The following is a 16,274-nucleotide window of genomic DNA, read 5'->3' as shown; positions in this document are numbered from 1 at the left end:
AGCCAGTGCAGCCCGGACGGCAGATCGATCATGGAGGGCTACGTCACCAGCTCGAGTCCGTGAACGTCGCCATCGCCCCTCATCCCTCCGCAGTGGTGCCGGGTCGAGCACACCACAACTCGTTCGCCTGCGCAACAGAGTCGCAGGCACCGGCGAATCGGCGGTGACGACAGAATGAACGCCAGGCGGCCGGCACGCGCGCACCGTCGCCCCCGCGCCGCGAACTTGACGACCGGCCGGAGCGCGCGAAGGATCGAGGTCGGCGGCTCGCCGCGGCGCGGGCGCGACCGGCGCGCACGGACCGACGCGCGCGACCGCCGGGCACAAACTCCATGACATCGAGAACGGGACGCACGCAATGGAATTGAAGCCCGTGGCCATGTACCGCGAGATGTACGAGGGCACCCACGACGAGCTGCCCTCGGTCCACGACGCGCCCACCGGCGCCGTCGAGACCGACCGCGAGCGGGTTCTGAACTACATGCGCAAGGTCCGCGCCATCTTCGACGTCATGGGCGAGGCCCCCGACCTGTTCACCCCCGGCGCCGACATCGAGGGCGGCCCCTCCCTCTACTCCGACGGTGTCTGGATCTGGCGCGAGGACTCCCTGAAGTACCTCGCCGACCAGCCCCTCGTCCTCCCGCCCGACTTCGTCGACCACGTCCGCGCCCTCGACTACACCCCCCAGAACTTCGACACCCGCGACCCCGATTTCGACGCGGCGTTCCTGTCGTACTTCTGACCGCACCGTCTTGCCTGCCGCGAGCCACGAGGAGAAACCGTTGACCGACTTCCGAACCCGGACCCCCGACGAGGTCGCCGAGCTGGGCAGTCGGCTGCGCGCACTCGACTGGTCCTGGCAGCTCGCCGAGATACCCGAGATCGCGCGGCAGTTCGGCTGGCGGGTCGTCACCACGTCGGAGGACGACGACTGGGCCATGCTCGACACCGGCATGGGCCTGGCCAGCGGGAAGGTCTTCGCCGACGACGGCGACGTCGAGAAGATCCAGGTCAGCGTCAGCACCATCGGCCCCGACACCGGCGAGACCCACACCCTCGTCCAGCAGGCCTACACCACGATGGCCGAGCGACTGGCGGCGGCGTTGGGCGCCCCGAGCGCCCAGCTCACCGGCGACAACCCCCAGGTGCGCTGGGCCGGCTCCGAATCGACCCTGATCCTCGCGGCACCGACCCGGACCATCACCCTCACCCTGGCGTCGAACGAATGGCTGGAACTCTTCGACGACGGCGTCGAGCTCTCCCGGCAGGGGCAGCTGTGACCGGCTGGACCGAGTTCGCCGAACACCTGGCAGCCGAGCTCGCGAAGCTCCCACTCGGCGCACGGGTGATCGTGTTCGAACCCGAGCCCGCTCGCATCCGCCGATTCGTGCAGTTCGCCCGCGACGAAGACGTGCTGTCGGCACAGCTGATCGGTGACCGGTACCTCGACGAGAACCGGCGACCCACCCCCGCCGGATACCAGGCGATCACCGACGGCGGCTGGAACCAGCCCGACGTGGACAACGGCCATCTGTGGTGGGTCGACTTCGACGCACCCGTCACCGCCGAAGACTGCCACCGCGCCGCCGAACTCGCCGTCACCGGCCTGCGCGACGGCTACACCATCACCAGCCCCACCGAACTCGCCTACAACGCCTGGACAGACCACGCCGGTCACCCCGACCTCGACCTGCCGACCCTCGGCCTACCCCGCCAGCCGATGCAGTAGCACCGACCGCGCACAGCACATCGAAAGGCCGGAGATTGCGCACCTTTCGGACTATCCCGATCGACAAGGTAGCCGACCTCGCCGACAAGCTGAGCACCCTGGACTGGTCCTGGACCTTGGCCGACGCTCCCGCCATCGCCGAACAGTTCGGGTGGACCGTCATCACACAACGTGCACGCTGGATCATGCTCGACACGGGGTACGGCCCGGGCAGCGGCACCTTCCGCGCCAAAAACGGCCAGGTAACCGAAATCGAACTGCAACTCACCGACTTCGACACTCCTGACCAGAACGCCCAGTTCTCAGCAACTTTCGACAGCATCACTGCCGCGATCACCGAAAAACTCGGTACGCCGACCATGGACGACGCCGTCCCGCCCCCGCAGTACCGCTGGGCCGGCCCAAAAGCCACGATCGTACTGAAACACTCCGCCGCCTCGGTGTGGCTGTACCTGATCACCAACGCGCGCCTGGCCGACGACGATCGCAATATCGAGCTCGACGAACTGGGACTGCTGTGAGCAGCGGGTCCCGGTTCGCCTACTTCAAACCGTTGCGGTTGCCCTGTTCCATCTTGTCGATGTAGTCGGCGCTCTCCGTCTGGCCGTCGGCGAAGTCGCCCATGGACTTGGCCATGGTCTTGACGTTGTCGCTGGTGTTGGTCCAGGAAGAGTCGTAGCCGTCGTTGCCGCCGGGGCCGTCGTTGAAACTCTGGCCGAGTTTGTCGTTGCCCCAGACGTTTCCGCGCGAGTTCAGCGAGCTGTTCAGCGTGTTGATGATGTTGGTGAGCTGGGTTCCGACATTGCGCGACTTGCCTGCCGCGGTCCGGAAGTTGTCGGCGTCGTATTCGAACGTCATCGCCCTCATCCCTCCACGAGTGGTGGCTCCGAGCACACCACAAGTCCTTCGCGTACGCAACAGCCTCGCACGGTGGAACGAACCCGGTGTGACGCCGTTGTGAACGGCCGGTGCTAGGCGTTGGCCTCCCAGTGGGATTCCACCCGCGACATCATGCGTTCGATCGAGGCGTTGACCGCGTCGACGAGATCCGACCGCGACATCGGTGTGGCGACCGGGTTCTCGTTCGGCAGGCCGATGACGTAGCGGCCGTCGTCGGCCAGGTCGCGCCAGACCAGGATGTCGCGATGCATGCCGCGGGAGCCGAACATCGACTGGTTCTGCAGGATGTTGATGGTGCCGGTGCGTTCGGCCCGCCGATTCAGGAATTCGGTGCTGCGCTGGACGATCGAGGTGTCGGCCTCTTCGAAGAACATCGACGTGGGCCGCTGATGATCGTCGCGCCCGGTGTCGGTGACCAGCGGGATGATGCCGCCGCGACCCGCGCCCGCCGCGGGCATGAGGTCGACGATCGCGTCGGCGAGACCGTAGGGACCGACATCGACGACGACATAACCGCCACTGTGCGTGGGAGTTTCACCGGGCAGCTGATAGATCAGGTACCCGTTCGCGCCGGCGCGGGCCGCCCGCGCCTTGAGCCAGTACTCGGCGTTGTCGCGCTCGTCGTCCTTCCAGCCACGCAGGCGCACATACGCTTCCGGCCGTTCGAGCACGTCGAAGACCGAACGCAGCGCCGGATCGGCGGTGTGCTGCAGGCGCTGCCAGACCTGGTACTTCTCGGCCTCGTAGTCCTCGTGCAGGCGGGTCGTGGTCTGGAAGGTCAGCGGACGCGGCAGATCGGTGCCGACGAAACGCTGCCACAGCACCCGGAATTCGATGTCGGTGAGTTCCCAGCGCTGGCTCACGCGCCGACCTCCGGCCGTGCGCGCGTGATCGAGCCGGGATCACCGGCGTCGAGCGGTTCAATCGGCGCGTGGAACTCCTGGTCGGGCAGGGCGAACGGCTGGTCGGGCACGTCGAGCACCGGGATGGTGGTTTCGGCGCCGACGGCCGCCTCGCCCAGCTGGGCGGGCGCCTCGGTCGCCAGCGACTCCGCGACCAGGCCGGTGATGGGGGCGACGATGTCGTCCAGACCGGACAGCAGGTTGGAGAAGTCGGGCAACGAAGCCCGCGACGCGGTGAGGCCCGCGGCGGATTCCGTCGTCTCGCCGGGGACGCCCGCACCGGTGGCCTGCGCCGACGCGGTGTCGACGCCGAGCAGCTCGGCCAGTGGGCTCAGCGCCGGGTTGCTCGCGAGCAGGCCGGTGAGCTCGGGCGACTGGGCGAGCATTTCCTTCAGATCCGGGAACTGGCCGAGGAGATTGCCGAGCTGGGTGAAATCGGGCAGGCCGGACCCGGTGGCCGATCCGGTCATGTCCGAGGAGACCTGTTGCAGCGCGGTGGCCAGCGAGGGCAGCGCCTGCGTCAGCGAACTGACGGCGGAGGTGACCGCCGACATCACCGAGGACAGGATGCTGGACATATCGCCCGAGCCCGAACCGCTGCTCGAGCCGGTGGAACCGGTCGACCCGGCGACCGAGCCGGTCGAACCGTTCTGACCCGTCGACCCGTTCTGGCCCGCAGTGTTCTGCGAACCCTTGGTCCCGTTCTGCTGCAGCGCGGACTGCGCCTGCTGGGCGGCCTGCAGAGCCGCCTGCTGGGCAGCTTGACTGGCGGCCGTCTGCTGGGAACCGCCGCCGGAATTGTTGCTCCCGCCACCGGAATTGTTGCTGCCGCCGCCATTGTTACCGGCGTTGTTGTTGCCACCGCCGTTGTTGTTGTTGTTATTGTTGCTATTGTTGTTGTTATTGTTGTTATTGTTCGGCGTGGTCACAGGCCCCTTCGGCGCCGACGGTTCAGCCGCCGCCGGGAACAATTTCTCGGTATTCATCACCCCGTTGACATAGTGACGCTCGTACCGATCGCGATTCTCCTGCAGATCGTCGTCACACTTGTCTTCGGTTTCGATCGGCATGCACACCTTGGTCGCGTACAGCCAGTTCGCGGTGTACTCCAGGTTCGACTGCATCATCTTGAAGGAGTCGCTGGCCACCATCGCCGACTGACCGAAAGTGGCGATCGCCGCCCGCGCGGTGTCGCCACCCTGACTCTGCCACCGGTCGGCGGTGATCGCGGCCAGCTTCTGGTCCAGGTCGTAGGCGGCGCCGTGCACCGCGTGGGCCATCGCCTCCCAGATCGGGGCGTCGTTGGCCACTTCCTGCCAGGAGATGCGCTGACCGAGGTCGTACATGTCACGCCAGGACATGTTCTCCGCCGCCCGCACCGGAATCCGCACCCCCACCGCCTCCGCGGTCGCGGTACCCGCGTGCTTGGGCACGTTCGCGGTCTCGATGTCGTAGTTGTGCTTCTCCATCTTGATTTCCATGCCGGTGCCCTGCCGGATCTTGACATCGACTTCCCAGTGCGCGGGCTTGTAGCCACCGGCCTCGGTGACCTCGCCCTTCAGATCCTTGGCGCCGGGCGCGGACTTCACGTCCTTGAGCTGGCCCTTGAGCGCGGCGATGTTGTCGCCGGAGCCCTTGTCGGTCTCGGTGTAGGACTCGCCCGCCGCCTTGAACATGATGACCAGGTCTTCGAGCGAATCGATGTAGCGCCCGATGAGATCCTTGGCCTGCGTGGCCTCGGCGATGAACTTGCTGCGCAGCGGCGGACCCGCGTCGACCTGGCTGCCGCCGAGCTTCGATTCGTCGTAGTTGTTGAGATCGTGGTCGCGGATCAGGTTCTGACAGCCCTTGAACACCTCGATCGCCGTACTACACGCCTTGGCGGCTTCGAGCGCGGCGCCCGTCTCCACCTTGACCTTGGCCTTGCCGGCCAACCCCTCGTAGGGAGAATCGCCCACGCCAACCGCTCCTCGCAGCACCCCACCGACGACCTTCGCGCAGTCGGCTCGATCGCATGCATTCTAGTAAGCAATGCGAAATATGCACAGCCACAGGGAAACACCGGCTCGCTCCGGGATGAACATCCGGCTTCGCCCGACGAGCGGGCACCACCCACCGATCTGTGACAAACTCGAACGACACCCAGCGGCCGGGTAGCGGTCGTGTTCGAACGATGGATGAGGCCAGGATTGACGTCGCGATGGAATTGCTCATGACCGATGTGAGCGGCCTCGAACGGCGCGTAGCGGCCGACCGCGCTGCCACCAGGAGCCAGCGTCCGGAGGACTACCTCAAGCTGGCCGGCTCGCTCACCGAGCTGGCCCAGGGCCTGCTCGCCACCCGCGACGATCCGGCGGGCCGCGACCGGACCGCCGAGTCGCTGGAACCGGCGCAGGAAGCCGTGGCGATCCGGCTGCACTGGCTGGTCGGCGGCTATGTCAGCTACGAGTACGCGGGGGCGCTGCAGGATTCGCTGCGGCTGTTCGAACAGGCCACGCGACTGGTCGGGCACCGGCAGCTGGCCACCAACACCATCCGCAGTGCGTGCCGCGCCTATCGGCAGGTCGCGCAGGACTATCCGGACGTGCAGCCGATGTGCGCCGACGGACTGTCCAAGTGCGGCGTCTGGCTGATGCGGCTCGATCACGACGCCGCGGTGGCGGCCACCGAGGACGCGGTCCGGATCCGCGCCGCCATGTACGCGCGCACCTCCGAGCAGCCGGGCAAGTACCTGGCCAGCCTGAGCACGTTGCTGCGCACCATGATGGTGGGCCGCTCGCGCAAGCAGGCCATCGCGACCTACCGCGCGGTGTACTCCGAGGTCACCTCCACGGCGAGCACCGCGCGGCTGCGCGAAACCCGGGTCGAGGAACTCGATCTCACGCTGAAGACCACCCAGGCCCTGGTGAAGCTGGGCGCGCCGACGCTGGAGCGGGCGGGCAGGCTGACCCAGCAGCAGATCCTCTATCAATCGGGCGGCGACCTCGCCACCATCGACGAGATCAACTGGCGACTCGCGCTGGTCGGCCTCAAGCCGCTCGCCGCGGGCGCGATGCCGGAGCCGCCGTCGCGGCCGGTGGAGATCTCGGCGACCTACGGCGCCCTCGCGGTGCGCTGCTCGGCGCCGGACGCGCTCGAGCAGGTGCGCGCGGCCATCGTGGCGGCCTTCGCGCGCGACGGGGTCGAGCCGGTGGACGCCGGGCGGTTCGCCGGGGTGCACGAAAAGCACTGGGGCGTCAAGGAACCCAAGATCAACCCGGCCACCGAACTCGACGCTGACGTAGTACTGGTCGAGAAATCCTCGGGCAGCTGGATTTCGGTAAAGTCGCTCAACTGGGAGATCGGCGCGCTCGGCAAACATCCACTGGCCGTGCGGCTCTCGGAGAAGTGGCCGGTGCTCACCGTCGCCACCATCGAGAACATCTCCTACGAGCTGTGCCTCTACGACAGCGGCGTCGCGACCCAGTACGCCGCGCTCGGCAGGCCCGCGGGCCAGGCGCCGCTCGATACGCCGCTGGCCCCACTGGATTTCGCGACCCTGGCCGACTACGGCGCCGACTACGCCTCCGAGACACAGGTCCGCGCCGCCTTCGGCAACGCCCCGATGTTCGCCAAGGTGACCGAACTGCCCGGCAGCGGCATCCGCCAGGCCGCCGAGCAGCGACCGCTCACCGAATACGGGCCCGACATCCTGTTCTTCGGCAAACCCTGACACGAACCGGGCACCGCTGCCCTCCCGCCAGGCAGCGGCGTCCGGGCACGTGTCGGGCGCGCGACCAAGCTATCTCGCAGCACGCCGTCCTGCCTAGCCCGCGCGGTAGGACAGAATGTCCCACCGCGTGCGCCGGATTCCCGGCGGTCCGGCATGATCGGATGCTGTGCGAGTACTGCTGCAGCGGGTGACCAGTGCCCAGGTGAGTGTGGACGGCGAGGTCGTCGGCCGGATCGAGCCGGGCGACACCGGCGCACCGCACGGCCTGCTCGCCCTCGTCGGCGCGACCCACACCGACACCGAGGCCACCGCCAGGCAACTCGCCGACAAGACCTGGCGCCTGCGCATTCTCGACGACGAACGCTCGGCCGCCGACCTGAACGCGCCGATCCTGGTCGTCAGCCAGTTCACCCTCTACGCCAACACCGCGAAGGGGCGTCGGCCGTCCTGGAACGCCGCGGCGCCCGGCCCGCTCGCCGAACCGCTCGTCGACACCTTCGCCGACACCCTGCGCGAACTCGGCGCCACCGTGGCGACCGGACATTTCGGCGCGCACATGTCGGTGCAGCTCACCAACGACGGTCCCGTCACGGTCCTGCTCGAAGGCTGACACGACGAAGGCGCCGAGATCGATGATCTCGGCGCCTTCGCGACAGTGCGTTACTCCGGACGGAGCGTGAGGATGCGCGGCCCGTCCTCGGTGACGGCGACGCTGTGCTCCCAGTGGGCCGCACGGCTGCCGTCGGTGGTGACGACGGTCCAGTCGTCGTCCAGGGTCTTGGTCTCGGTGGTGCCCAGGGTGAGCATCGGCTCGATCGCCAGGACCGATCCGACCACCAGGCGCGGACCCTTGCCGGGCGCGCCCTCGTTCGGCAGGAACGGGTCCATGTGCATCTCGCGGCCGATGGCGTGCCCGCCGTAGCCGTCGACGATGCCGTAGGCACGGCCGTGCTCGCGCTCGGCGGCGCGGGTGCCCAGCTCGATGGCGTGCGAGACGTCGGTGAGCCGGTTGTCCGGCAGCATCGCGGCGATGCCGGCCTCCATCGACAGCCTGGTGGCCTCGCTCAGCAACCGGTCGGCCTCGATGATCGGGCCGATACCGAAGGTCCAGGCCGAATCACCGTGCCAGCCGTCGAGAATGGCGCCACAGTCGATCGACACGAGATCGCCCTCGGCCAGGATGTCCTGCGCCGAAGGGATGCCGTGCACGACCCGGTCGTTGACCGAAGAGCAGATCGAACCGGGGAAGCCGTGATAACCCTTGAACGACGGGACCGCGCCCGCGTCGCGGATCGTCTGCTCGGCGACCTCGTCCAGTTCCAGCGTCGAGACACCGGGCTTGGCCGCGGCGCGGACGGCGACCAGCGCCCGTCCGACCACCGCGCCCGCCGCCGCCATGGCATCCAGCTCGCCGGGCGAACGGAACGGTACGACCTTCTTCTTCCGGTTGAAGACCATCAGTGGCCGAGAGCCTTCAGCGCCCGCGTGTTGACCTCGTCGACCTCACCGATGCCGTCGACGGTCACGACCAGGCCGTCGTAGTACTCGAGCAGCGGCTCGGTCTCCTCGCGGTACACCCGTAGGCGGTTGCGGATGACGTCCTCGGTGTCGTCGGCGCGGCCACGGGCGAGCATGCGCTCCACCACGGTGTCCTCGGCGACCACGAAGCACAGCACGGCGTCGAGCGCGGTGCCGTTGTGCTCGAGGATCTTCTTCAGCGCGTCGGCCTGGTCGACCGTGCGCGGGTAGCCGTCGAGCACGAAGCCGTTGGCGGCGTCCGGCTCGGCTACGCGGGCCTCGACCATCCGGTTGGTGACGTCGCTGGGGACGAGGTCGCCCGCGTCCATGTACTTCTGCGCTTCGCGCCCGAGGGCGGTCTGCTGGCTGATGTTCGCGCGGAAGAGGTCTCCGGTGGAGATGTGCGGAACGCCCAGCTTCTCCGACAGCAGGACGGCCTGAGTACCTTTGCCGGCACCCGGCGGACCGAGCAGAACAACTCTCACTTGAGGAACCCTTCGTAATTTCGATTCATCAGCTGGCTCTCGATCTGCTTGACCGTGTCGAGACCCACGCTGACCATGATGAGCACCGCGGTACCGCCGAACGGCAGGTTCGCCACCGCACCCGAGTTACCCATGTCCAGGAACACGTTCGGGAGCACGGCGACCACGCCGAGGTAGATCGAGCCAGGCAGGGTGATGCGGCTCAGGACGTAGTTGAGATAGTCGGCGGTCGGCTTGCCGGGACGGTAGCCCGGGATGAAGCCGCCGAACTTCTTCATCTCGTCCGCGCGTTCCTCCGGGTTGAAGGTGATCGCGACGTAGAAGTAGGTGAAGAAGACGATCAGGCCGAAGTAGATGGCGATGTAGACCGGGTTGGACGGATTCACCAGGTACTTCTGGATGATCTCCTGCCACCAGCTGGGGTCGGTCGCCGTGCTCGAACCGGTGAGCTGCGAGACCAGGTTCGGCAGGTAGAGCAGCGAGGACGCGAAGATCACCGGGATGACGCCGGCCTGGTTGACCTTCAACGGCAGATAGGTCGACGACCCGCCGTACATCTTGCGACCGACGACGCGCTTGGCGTACTGCACCGGGATCCGGCGCTGACCCTGCTCGACGAAGATGACGGCCACGATGATCGCCAGCACGGCGACACAGACGAGACCGAAGACGAGGCCACCGCGGGTGTCCAGGATCGACTTGCCGTCGATCGGGATGCGGGCGGCGATACCGGCGAAGATGAGCAGCGACATGCCGTTGCCGACGCCACGCTCGGTGATCTGCTCGCCGAACCACATGACCAGTGCGGCACCGGCGGTCATCACCAGCACGATGATGATCATGCCGAAGATGCTGGTATCGGCCAGGATCTCCTCCTGGCAGCCCTGCAACAGCTGGCCGCGGGCCGCCAGCGCCACGAGACCGGTGGCCTGCAGGATCGCCAGGGCGATCGACAGATACCGGGTGTACTGCGTCATCTTGGTCTGGCCTGCTTGGCCTTCCTTACGCAGCTCCTCGAAGCGCGGGATGACGACGGTCAGCAGCTGGATGATGATGCTCGCGGTGATGTACGGCATGATGCCGATCGCGAACACCGACAGCTGCAGCAGCGCACCGCCGGAGAAGAGATTGATCAGCTGGTAGATACCCGCGGAATCACCGCCGGAGACCAGCTTCACGCAGTCCTGGACCGCGCGATAGTCGACGCCGGGGGACGGCAGCGCGGCACCCAGCCGGTACAGCGCGATCAACCCCAGCGTGAAGAGAATCTTCCGCCGTAAGTCCGGAGTCCGGAAGGCCGATACGAAGGCGGAAAGCACAGATCCTCCTGGCGAACGACATGGTCATGCCATGCGACTGGACCAACACTGCTTCGTGCGGGAACGTCAGCCGATGACGAGCTTGGCAGACAACACTTGAACTCTAACAGTGACACCGGACGAGCTCACGACTCGTCCGGTGTCTGCTGCTAATTACAGTACCGTCAGGCCAGTTCGGTGACGGTGCCACCGGCGGCGGCGATCTTCTCCTTGGCGGAGCCGGTCACCTTGTCGGCGGTCACCTGGACCGCGACACCGATTTCACCATCGCCGAGGACCTTGACCAGCTCGTTCTTGCGAACGGCGCCGGCGGCGACGAGCTCGGCCTTACCGACCGTGCCACCCTCGGGGAACAGCTCCGCGATGCGGCCCACGTTCACAACCTGGTACTCCACGCGGAAGCGGTTGGTGAAGCCCTTCAGCTTCGGCAGGCGCATGTGCAGCGGCATCTGGCCACCCTCGAACGCCGGGGAGACGTTCTTGCGGGCCTTGGTGCCCTTGGTACCGCGACCGGCGGTCTTGCCCTTGGAGCCCTCACCGCGACCCACACGGGTCTTCTCGGTCTTGGAACCCGGCGCAGGACGCAGGTGGTGCAATTTGATGGTCATGTCAGACCTCCTCAACAGTTACGAGGTGGCGCACGACGTTGATCAGACCGCGGTTCTGAGCGTTGTCCTCACGGACAACACTCTGACGGATCTTGCGAAGGCCCAGCGTACGCAGGGAGTCCTTCTGATTCGCCTTGGCGCCGATGGTGCTCTTGATCTGGGTCACCTTGAGATCAGCCATGGTCAGGCTCCCTGTCCCGCACGCGCACGCAGCATGCCCGCCGGAGCGACATCCTCGATCGGCAGACCGCGGCGGGCGGCAACCTCTTCGGGACGCTGGAGCATCTTGAGCGCGGCAACCGTCGCGTGAACGACGTTGATCGCATTGTCGCTACCGAGCGACTTGGCCAGAATGTCGTGAATGCCCGCGCATTCGAGCACGGCACGCGCCGCGCCACCGGCGATCACACCGGTACCGGGCGAAGCCGGACGCAGCATGACGACACCGGCCGCCGCCTCACCCTGCACCGGGTGGGTGATGGTCGAGCCGATCATCGGGACGCGGAAGAAGCCCTTGCGAGCCTCCTCGACACCCTTCTGGATGGCCGCGGGAACTTCCTTGGCCTTGCCGTAGCCGACGCCGACCAGACCGTTGCCGTCACCGACGATCACGAGGGCGGTGAAGCTGAAGCGACGACCACCCTTCACGACCTTGGAGACGCGGTTGATCGCGACCACGCGCTCGAGCTGGTTCTTCTCGGCAGCGTTGTCCCGACGGTCGCCGCCACCGCGACGATCGCCACCGCGGCGGTCGCCACGGTTGCCCTCGGGGCCATTGCTGTTCTGTCCGGCGGGTCCGTTGCCGCCGTCACGCCGCTGACGTCCCGGCATCAGACGTTCCTTCCGTTCGAAATAACAGTCATCAGAACTTCAACCCGCCTTCACGAGCGGCATCGGCCAGCGCCGCGATGCGGCCGTGGTAGTCGTGACCACCACGGTCGAACACGACCGACTCGATACCGGCAGCCTTGGCACGCTCGGCGATCAGCTGACCGACCTTGGCGCCCTTGGCGGACTTGTCGCCCTCCAGCGCGCGCACGTCGGCCTCGATCGAGGACGCGGCGGCGATGGTCTTGCCCACCGAGTCGTCGACGAGCTGAGCGTGCAGGTGCCGCGAGGAGCGGTTGACCACCAGGCGCGGACGCTCGGTGGTGCCGACGACCTTCTTGCGCAGACGGAAGTGACGGCGGGTCTTGGACAGCCGACGCTTGGTCGAGACGTCCTTGCCCAGCGGAATCCGCTTGGCCTTCTGGTTAGCAGTTTGCGCCATGATCACTTACCCGTCTTTCCGACCTTGCGGCGAACGACCTCGCCGGCGTAGCGGATGCCCTTGCCCTTGTACGGGTCGGGCTTACGCAGTCCGTGGATGACAGCGGAGATCTGGCCGACCTTCTGCTTGTCGATGCCGGACACAGAGAACTTGGTGGGCGATTCCACCGCGAAGGTGATGCCCTCCGGGGCCTCGATCGGCACCGGGTGGCTGTAGCCCAGGGCGAACTCGAGGTTCGAGCCCTTGGCGGCCACACGGTAACCGACACCGAAGATTTCCATCTTCTTCTCGTAGCCCTTGGTGACACCCTCGATCATGTTGGCGATCAGGGTGCGGGACAGGCCGTGCAGCGAACGGTTGGCGCGCTCGTCGTTGGGACGGGCCACCTCCAGCTCGTTACCCTCACCCTTGGTGACGGTGATCGGCTCGGCCACGGTGTGCGACAGGGTGCCCTTGGGCCCCTTCACCGTGACGACCTGGCCGTCGATGGTGACGTCGACGCCGGCCGGAATCTCGATGGGCTTCTTACCAATACGCGACATTTGTCCTGACCTCCCTTACCAGACGTAGGCGAGGACTTCGCCGCCCACGCCCTGCTTGGCCGCCTGACGGTCGGTGAGCAGACCGGTCGACGTGGAAATGATCGCCACGCCGAGGCCGCCGAGGACCTTGGGCAGGTTGGTGGACTTCGCGTACACACGCAGACCCGGCTTCGAGACGCGACGCAGGCCCTGCAGGCTGCGCTCACGGCTGGGGCCGTACTTCAGATCGACGACGAGGGACTTGCCCACGGTCGCGTCTTCGGTGCGGTAATCGGCGATGTAGCCCTCACGCTTCAAGATCTCGGCGATGTTCGCCTTGAGCTTGGAGTGGGGCGCCTTCACCTGATCGTGGTACGCCGAGTTGGCGTTGCGCAGACGCGTCAAGAAGTCTGCGATCGGATCAGTCATGGTCATGGTTAGACCTCGACACCTTTCTCGCTGCGGTTCCCATGCAGCATCTCCGCACTCACGCGCGGAGACCGTGGGCCTACAACAATTCGGCTGGTCCGGACGGCACTTACCGACCGGATGAGTTCTCGTAACGAGCTCTCGGTGCCCGGCAACTCGTCCGCCTACGCGAGGCGCCAGCGGACACAGATCTGCCCAGGCAACCGCTCTAGTGTAGGCAACGCCGTGGTCAGGACCAAATCCGGGTCAGGCGAGGGCGGCGCGCTTGGCCTTGGCGGTGAGCAGGACGGCGGCGGCGGAGACCGCGGCGGCCATGATGATCATCAGCTCACCACCGACCAGCAAGCTGACCACGCCACCGAGCAGCGCGCCGCCACCGAAGGCCGCGTACTGCAGGCCGTAGCCCAGCCAATCCCGCGCGCTGCCGCCGCTGACGTGGCTTTCGATGCCCTGACTCAGCTTCACGACGGTGCCGGTGGCGTAGCTCAGCGGGACGCTGGTCTCCCCGTTCTTCACGAACGCGGTGTTGAGCGCGCCGACGGCGAAGGCGACGAACGCGATGGGGATGAAGCCCACCTCCTGACCGCCGGTGCGGTCCAGGGCGTAGTCGACGACCGCGGCCACCGCCAGCGCCACGGTGGTGACGACGGCGGCGCCGTGCCTGCTGTCGCGCCACAGCCTGCGCCGTAGCAGCGAGGCCACGATCACCCCGAGCCCGAACGAGATCAGCAGCGTGATGGCGCCGGTCGCGAGCAGCACATCATTGTCGAACCAGCCGAGGACGGCCCGCTCGGTATTTCCGGTCATGAATGTCACGAAATATCCGGCGGAATGGGTATACGCGGCCGCGCCGATAAATCCGGCCAATGCCGAAAGAAACGCGACCATCGGCATGGCGCCGGCCGGGATGCCGCGAAAGGTCGGCCGGTGGGCCAGGTCACGCCCAGCTTCTTCGGTGATCGTCGTCACAATCCCACACCCTCTGCATTTCGTCGGACAAGGGATCGACATTGACACCCATCAGTACCTGTATCGCGGTGCGACCATGCCGACAGTAGTGCCGGATAATTCATCCGGACAGGACGCAGAACACATTCTTGGGAAGAACACAGAATTATTCATCGCGCGTAATACCACGTTAACCGGAACAATTCGAACTAAATAGCGGGGAGAGTGGGCTCCGACACCACCCTTGCCGGGTGGCCCGGCGAATCCCGTTCGCCGCCAACTAATTTCCCGCACTAAGCATGTGGTAGCTTCGCGTGGTTCGTCGGATCTGCGCAGGAGGATCGGCCCGTTGTTTTCGCGCCAGGGGCGCCAGTCGACTCGCCCGGGCTGGGCCTGCCTGCTGGCCGCCGTGCTCGCCACCGCCGCCCTCGCCGTCCCCGCCCCGGCCGCCGCCGCGCCCGCCGACCCGTACCTCGACCCGCTGGCCGAAGCCGCCGCCACCCCGGCCCTGGACTGGACCGACTGCGAGGACGGCTTCCGCTGCGCCCTCGCGCGGGTACCGCTGGACTACCGCGAACCACACGCCGCGCAGATCGACCTGGCCGTGATCCAGCTGCCCGCCACCGATCCGGCCCGGCGGATCGGCACCCTGTTCGTCAACTTCGGTGGACCCGGCCCCTCGGGCGTGGACCGGCTCCGCGAGCGGGCGCACTGGCCGTGGCTGTTCTCCGACGAACTGCGCGCACGGTTCGACCTGGTCTCCTGGGATCCGCGCTCGGTCTCCCGTAGCGCCCCGACCAACTGTTTCGCCTCCACCGACGAGCAGCAGGCCTACCTGGCGACCTTCCCCGGCACCCCGGAGAGCCCCGCCGAGGAGCCGGAGTTCTTCGCCCGCTCCGCCGATATCGCGGCGCGCTGCGGGGAGTCGGCGGGCCCGATCCTCGCCCACGCCTCGACCACGAACACCGCACGCGACCTGGAATTGCTGCGCCGCGCGGTCGGCGACACGTCGCTGACCTATCACGGCATCTCCTACGGCACCCAGGTCGGCGCGGTCTACGCCAACATGTTCCCGGGCCGCGTGCGGGCGATGGCGCTGGACGGGTCGCTCGACTTCGAGGGCAACGCCGACGGGCACGGCGCCGACGGGACAACCCTGCCGCTGGACACCAGGCAGGGTGTGGCCGACGCCGTCGCCGAGACCTTCGACGCGTTCCTGCGGGACTGCTCGGCCGCGGGCCCGCGGTGCGCGTTCTCGGCGGGCGAGCCGAAACTCAAGTGGATCGCGCTCGCCGAACGCGCGCGCCTGGCCCCCATCGTCGTCGACGGCACCGCGTGGACCTACGGCCAGATCGTGGCCGCCGCGGGCAGCCTCGCCCGGCCGGAAACCTATCCCGACCTGGCCCTGCTGCTCCAGCAGCTCTTCGACGCCGGCACCGCGCTGCTGCCTGCCGTGACCCACGACTCGGTGTTCGCGAAGGAGCAGCCGGGCAACCGGGTCGAGGCGTTCTATTCGATCCAGTGCGCCGACAGCGCCGTGCCCACCGATCCCGCCGCCTACAGCCGGGCCGGCGCCGCCGAAGAGCTGCGCGTCCCCTATTTCGGCCGTACCGCCGTCTTCAACGCCACCCCCTGCGCCTTCTGGCCCGCCCACGACGCCGAGCGCTACACCGGACCGTGGAACCGCGGCACCGCCGCCCCGATCCTGGTCCTGAACAGCAGATTCGACCCGGCCACTCCCCTGCGCGGCGCCCTGGCCGGCGCGGCCCAACTGGCCGACGCCCACGTCGTCGTCGTGGAGGGCGCAGGCCACAGCACGATGTACGTGCCGAGTACCTGCGCCGAACACGTCAAACGCGACTACCTCTTCACCGGACAACTACCCCCGGCCGGCCTCCGCTGCGGCATCGACCACTCCCCCTTCCGCTGACCA

At 67.2% G+C, this 16,274-nt stretch carries 21 protein-coding genes; 8 read left to right on the top strand and 13 right to left on the bottom strand.

Going from position 1 to position 16,274, the window contains the following annotated elements; genetic code table 11:
- Positions 1 to 358: 358 nt before the first annotated feature.
- The 4 genes from EL493_RS07990 to EL493_RS07975 all read left to right on the top strand — a co-directional run bounded on the left by EL493_RS07990 (position 359) and on the right by EL493_RS07975 (position 2,250).
- Positions 359 to 742, top strand: coding sequence for a hypothetical protein (locus EL493_RS07990; protein ID WP_019045083.1), 384 nt, complete (start codon positions 359 to 361; stop codon positions 740 to 742).
- Between the two features lie 40 nt (positions 743 to 782).
- Positions 783 to 1,280: a DUF6301 family protein gene (locus tag EL493_RS07985; protein WP_019045082.1), complete on the top strand. Its 498-nt coding sequence runs from the start codon at positions 783 to 785 to the stop codon at positions 1,278 to 1,280.
- Positions 1,277 to 1,729 (top strand): TY-Chap domain-containing protein, encoded by a 453-nt coding sequence (locus EL493_RS07980; protein ID WP_019045081.1) that lies wholly within the window; start codon positions 1,277 to 1,279, stop codon positions 1,727 to 1,729. The genes EL493_RS07985 and EL493_RS07980 overlap by 4 nt, the downstream gene beginning before the upstream one ends.
- Before the next feature lie 116 nt (positions 1,730 to 1,845).
- Complete coding sequence (locus EL493_RS07975; RefSeq protein WP_126405617.1) at positions 1,846 to 2,250, top strand: DUF6301 family protein; 405 nt, start codon at positions 1,846 to 1,848, stop codon at positions 2,248 to 2,250.
- 19 nt (positions 2,251 to 2,269) lie between these two features.
- Here EL493_RS07975 and EL493_RS07970 read toward each other — a convergent pair whose 3' ends face one another.
- From EL493_RS07970 to EL493_RS07960, 3 genes are all read right to left on the bottom strand, one after another.
- A complete protein-coding gene (locus tag EL493_RS07970; protein ID WP_019045079.1) occupies positions 2,270 to 2,587 on the bottom strand; it encodes a hypothetical protein in 318 nt (105 codons plus the stop codon).
- A 113-nt stretch (positions 2,588 to 2,700) separates the two neighbouring features.
- A complete protein-coding gene (locus EL493_RS07965; RefSeq protein ID WP_019045078.1) occupies positions 2,701 to 3,492 on the bottom strand; it encodes an ESX secretion-associated protein EspG in 792 nt (263 codons plus the stop codon).
- Positions 3,489 to 5,489 carry a hypothetical protein gene (locus tag EL493_RS07960; protein ID WP_019045077.1) on the bottom strand — a complete coding sequence of 667 codons (2,001 nt, stop codon included), beginning with the start codon at positions 5,487 to 5,489 and terminating at the stop codon, positions 3,489 to 3,491. The genes EL493_RS07965 and EL493_RS07960 overlap by 4 nt, the downstream gene beginning before the upstream one ends.
- A gap of 254 nt (positions 5,490 to 5,743) precedes the next feature.
- On the opposite strand from EL493_RS07960, the gene EL493_RS07955 reads away from it, so the two are divergent.
- Complete coding sequence (locus EL493_RS07955; RefSeq protein WP_126405615.1) at positions 5,744 to 7,243, top strand: hypothetical protein; 1,500 nt, start codon at positions 5,744 to 5,746, stop codon at positions 7,241 to 7,243.
- A 166-nt stretch (positions 7,244 to 7,409) separates the two neighbouring features.
- The gene (gene dtd / locus EL493_RS07950; protein WP_030200452.1) at positions 7,410 to 7,853 is read left to right on the top strand and encodes a D-aminoacyl-tRNA deacylase; all 444 of its coding nucleotides are present in this window, start codon (positions 7,410 to 7,412) and stop codon (positions 7,851 to 7,853) included.
- 50 nt (positions 7,854 to 7,903) lie between these two features.
- On the opposite strand, the gene map is transcribed toward dtd, so the two are convergent.
- The 10 genes from map to EL493_RS07900 all read right to left on the bottom strand — a co-directional run bounded on the left by map (position 7,904) and on the right by EL493_RS07900 (position 14,281).
- On the bottom strand, positions 7,904 to 8,701 hold the full coding sequence (gene map, locus EL493_RS07945; protein ID WP_019045074.1) for a type I methionyl aminopeptidase: 798 nt from the start codon (positions 8,699 to 8,701) through the stop codon (positions 7,904 to 7,906).
- Positions 8,701 to 9,246: an adenylate kinase gene (locus tag EL493_RS07940; RefSeq protein WP_019045073.1), complete on the bottom strand. Its 546-nt coding sequence runs from the start codon at positions 9,244 to 9,246 to the stop codon at positions 8,701 to 8,703. Before EL493_RS07940 ends, map begins: the two co-directional genes overlap by 1 nt.
- Positions 9,243 to 10,565 (bottom strand): preprotein translocase subunit SecY, encoded by a 1,323-nt coding sequence (secY, locus tag EL493_RS07935; RefSeq protein WP_022565759.1) that lies wholly within the window; start codon positions 10,563 to 10,565, stop codon positions 9,243 to 9,245. Before secY ends, EL493_RS07940 begins: the two co-directional genes overlap by 4 nt.
- Positions 10,566 to 10,729: 164 nt before the next feature.
- Positions 10,730 to 11,173: a 50S ribosomal protein L15 gene (gene rplO / locus EL493_RS07930; RefSeq protein ID WP_019045071.1), complete on the bottom strand. Its 444-nt coding sequence runs from the start codon at positions 11,171 to 11,173 to the stop codon at positions 10,730 to 10,732.
- Between the two features lies 1 nt (position 11,174).
- On the bottom strand, positions 11,175 to 11,354 hold the full coding sequence (gene rpmD, locus EL493_RS07925; RefSeq protein ID WP_019045070.1) for a 50S ribosomal protein L30: 180 nt from the start codon (positions 11,352 to 11,354) through the stop codon (positions 11,175 to 11,177).
- Between the two features lie 2 nt (positions 11,355 to 11,356).
- On the bottom strand, positions 11,357 to 12,004 hold the full coding sequence (rpsE, locus tag EL493_RS07920) for a 30S ribosomal protein S5 (protein ID WP_019045069.1): 648 nt from the start codon (positions 12,002 to 12,004) through the stop codon (positions 11,357 to 11,359).
- Positions 12,005 to 12,035: 31 nt separating this feature from the next.
- Positions 12,036 to 12,443, bottom strand: coding sequence for a 50S ribosomal protein L18 (gene rplR, locus EL493_RS07915; protein WP_030200461.1), 408 nt, complete (start codon positions 12,441 to 12,443; stop codon positions 12,036 to 12,038).
- Between the two features lie 2 nt (positions 12,444 to 12,445).
- Positions 12,446 to 12,985, bottom strand: coding sequence for a 50S ribosomal protein L6 (rplF, locus tag EL493_RS07910; protein ID WP_019045067.1), 540 nt, complete (start codon positions 12,983 to 12,985; stop codon positions 12,446 to 12,448).
- A gap of 15 nt (positions 12,986 to 13,000) precedes the next feature.
- Positions 13,001 to 13,399 (bottom strand): 30S ribosomal protein S8, encoded by a 399-nt coding sequence (gene rpsH, locus EL493_RS07905; protein WP_014981717.1) that lies wholly within the window; start codon positions 13,397 to 13,399, stop codon positions 13,001 to 13,003.
- Between the two features lie 240 nt (positions 13,400 to 13,639).
- A complete protein-coding gene (locus EL493_RS07900) occupies positions 13,640 to 14,281 on the bottom strand; it encodes a DUF1275 family protein (RefSeq protein WP_232017303.1) in 642 nt (213 codons plus the stop codon).
- Between EL493_RS07900 and EL493_RS32230 the strand changes: the two genes are divergently transcribed.
- Both EL493_RS32230 and EL493_RS07895 read left to right on the top strand, forming a co-directional pair.
- On the top strand, positions 14,199 to 14,558 hold the full coding sequence (locus EL493_RS32230; RefSeq protein WP_162178103.1) for a hypothetical protein: 360 nt from the start codon (positions 14,199 to 14,201) through the stop codon (positions 14,556 to 14,558). The two genes, EL493_RS07900 and EL493_RS32230, sit on opposite strands and share 83 nt — an antisense overlap.
- Positions 14,559 to 14,690: 132 nt before the next feature.
- Positions 14,691 to 16,271, top strand: coding sequence for an alpha/beta fold hydrolase (locus tag EL493_RS07895; protein ID WP_022565760.1), 1,581 nt, complete (start codon positions 14,691 to 14,693; stop codon positions 16,269 to 16,271).
- Positions 16,272 to 16,274 lie beyond the last annotated feature (3 nt).

Origin of the sequence: Nocardia asteroides (genome assembly GCF_900637185.1) — a bacterium.
GTDB classification, from domain to species: domain Bacteria; phylum Actinomycetota; class Actinomycetes; order Mycobacteriales; family Mycobacteriaceae; genus Nocardia; species Nocardia asteroides.
This window is presented reverse-complemented; position numbering and strand designations above follow the sequence as displayed.

What these genes read in the sequence shown, in the direction of transcription:
- rpmD (WP_019045070.1), bottom strand. Translation starts at nt 11,354, where the DNA reads ATGGCTGATCTCAAGGTGACCCAGATCAAGAGCACCATCGGCGCCAAG.
- EL493_RS32230 (WP_162178103.1), top strand. Translation starts at nt 14,199, where the DNA reads ATGAATGTCACGAAATATCCGGCGGAATGGGTATACGCGGCCGCGCCG.
- EL493_RS07955 (WP_126405615.1), top strand. Translation starts at nt 5,744, where the DNA reads ATGACCGATGTGAGCGGCCTCGAACGGCGCGTAGCGGCCGACCGCGCT.
- rpsH (WP_014981717.1), bottom strand. Translation starts at nt 13,399, where the DNA reads ATGACCATGACTGATCCGATCGCAGACTTCTTGACGCGTCTGCGCAAC.
- map (WP_019045074.1), bottom strand. Translation starts at nt 8,701, where the DNA reads ATGGTCTTCAACCGGAAGAAGAAGGTCGTACCGTTCCGTTCGCCCGGC.
- EL493_RS07990 (WP_019045083.1), top strand. Translation starts at nt 359, where the DNA reads ATGGAATTGAAGCCCGTGGCCATGTACCGCGAGATGTACGAGGGCACC.
- rplF (WP_019045067.1), bottom strand. Translation starts at nt 12,985, where the DNA reads ATGTCGCGTATTGGTAAGAAGCCCATCGAGATTCCGGCCGGCGTCGAC.
- EL493_RS07970 (WP_019045079.1), bottom strand. Translation starts at nt 2,587, where the DNA reads ATGACGTTCGAATACGACGCCGACAACTTCCGGACCGCGGCAGGCAAG.
- rplR (WP_030200461.1), bottom strand. Translation starts at nt 12,443, where the DNA reads ATGGCGCAAACTGCTAACCAGAAGGCCAAGCGGATTCCGCTGGGCAAG.
- rpsE (WP_019045069.1), bottom strand. Translation starts at nt 12,004, where the DNA reads ATGCCGGGACGTCAGCGGCGTGACGGCGGCAACGGACCCGCCGGACAG.
- rplO (WP_019045071.1), bottom strand. Translation starts at nt 11,173, where the DNA reads ATGACCATCAAATTGCACCACCTGCGTCCTGCGCCGGGTTCCAAGACC.
- EL493_RS07900 (WP_232017303.1), bottom strand. Translation starts at nt 14,281, where the DNA reads ATGGTCGCGTTTCTTTCGGCATTGGCCGGATTTATCGGCGCGGCCGCG.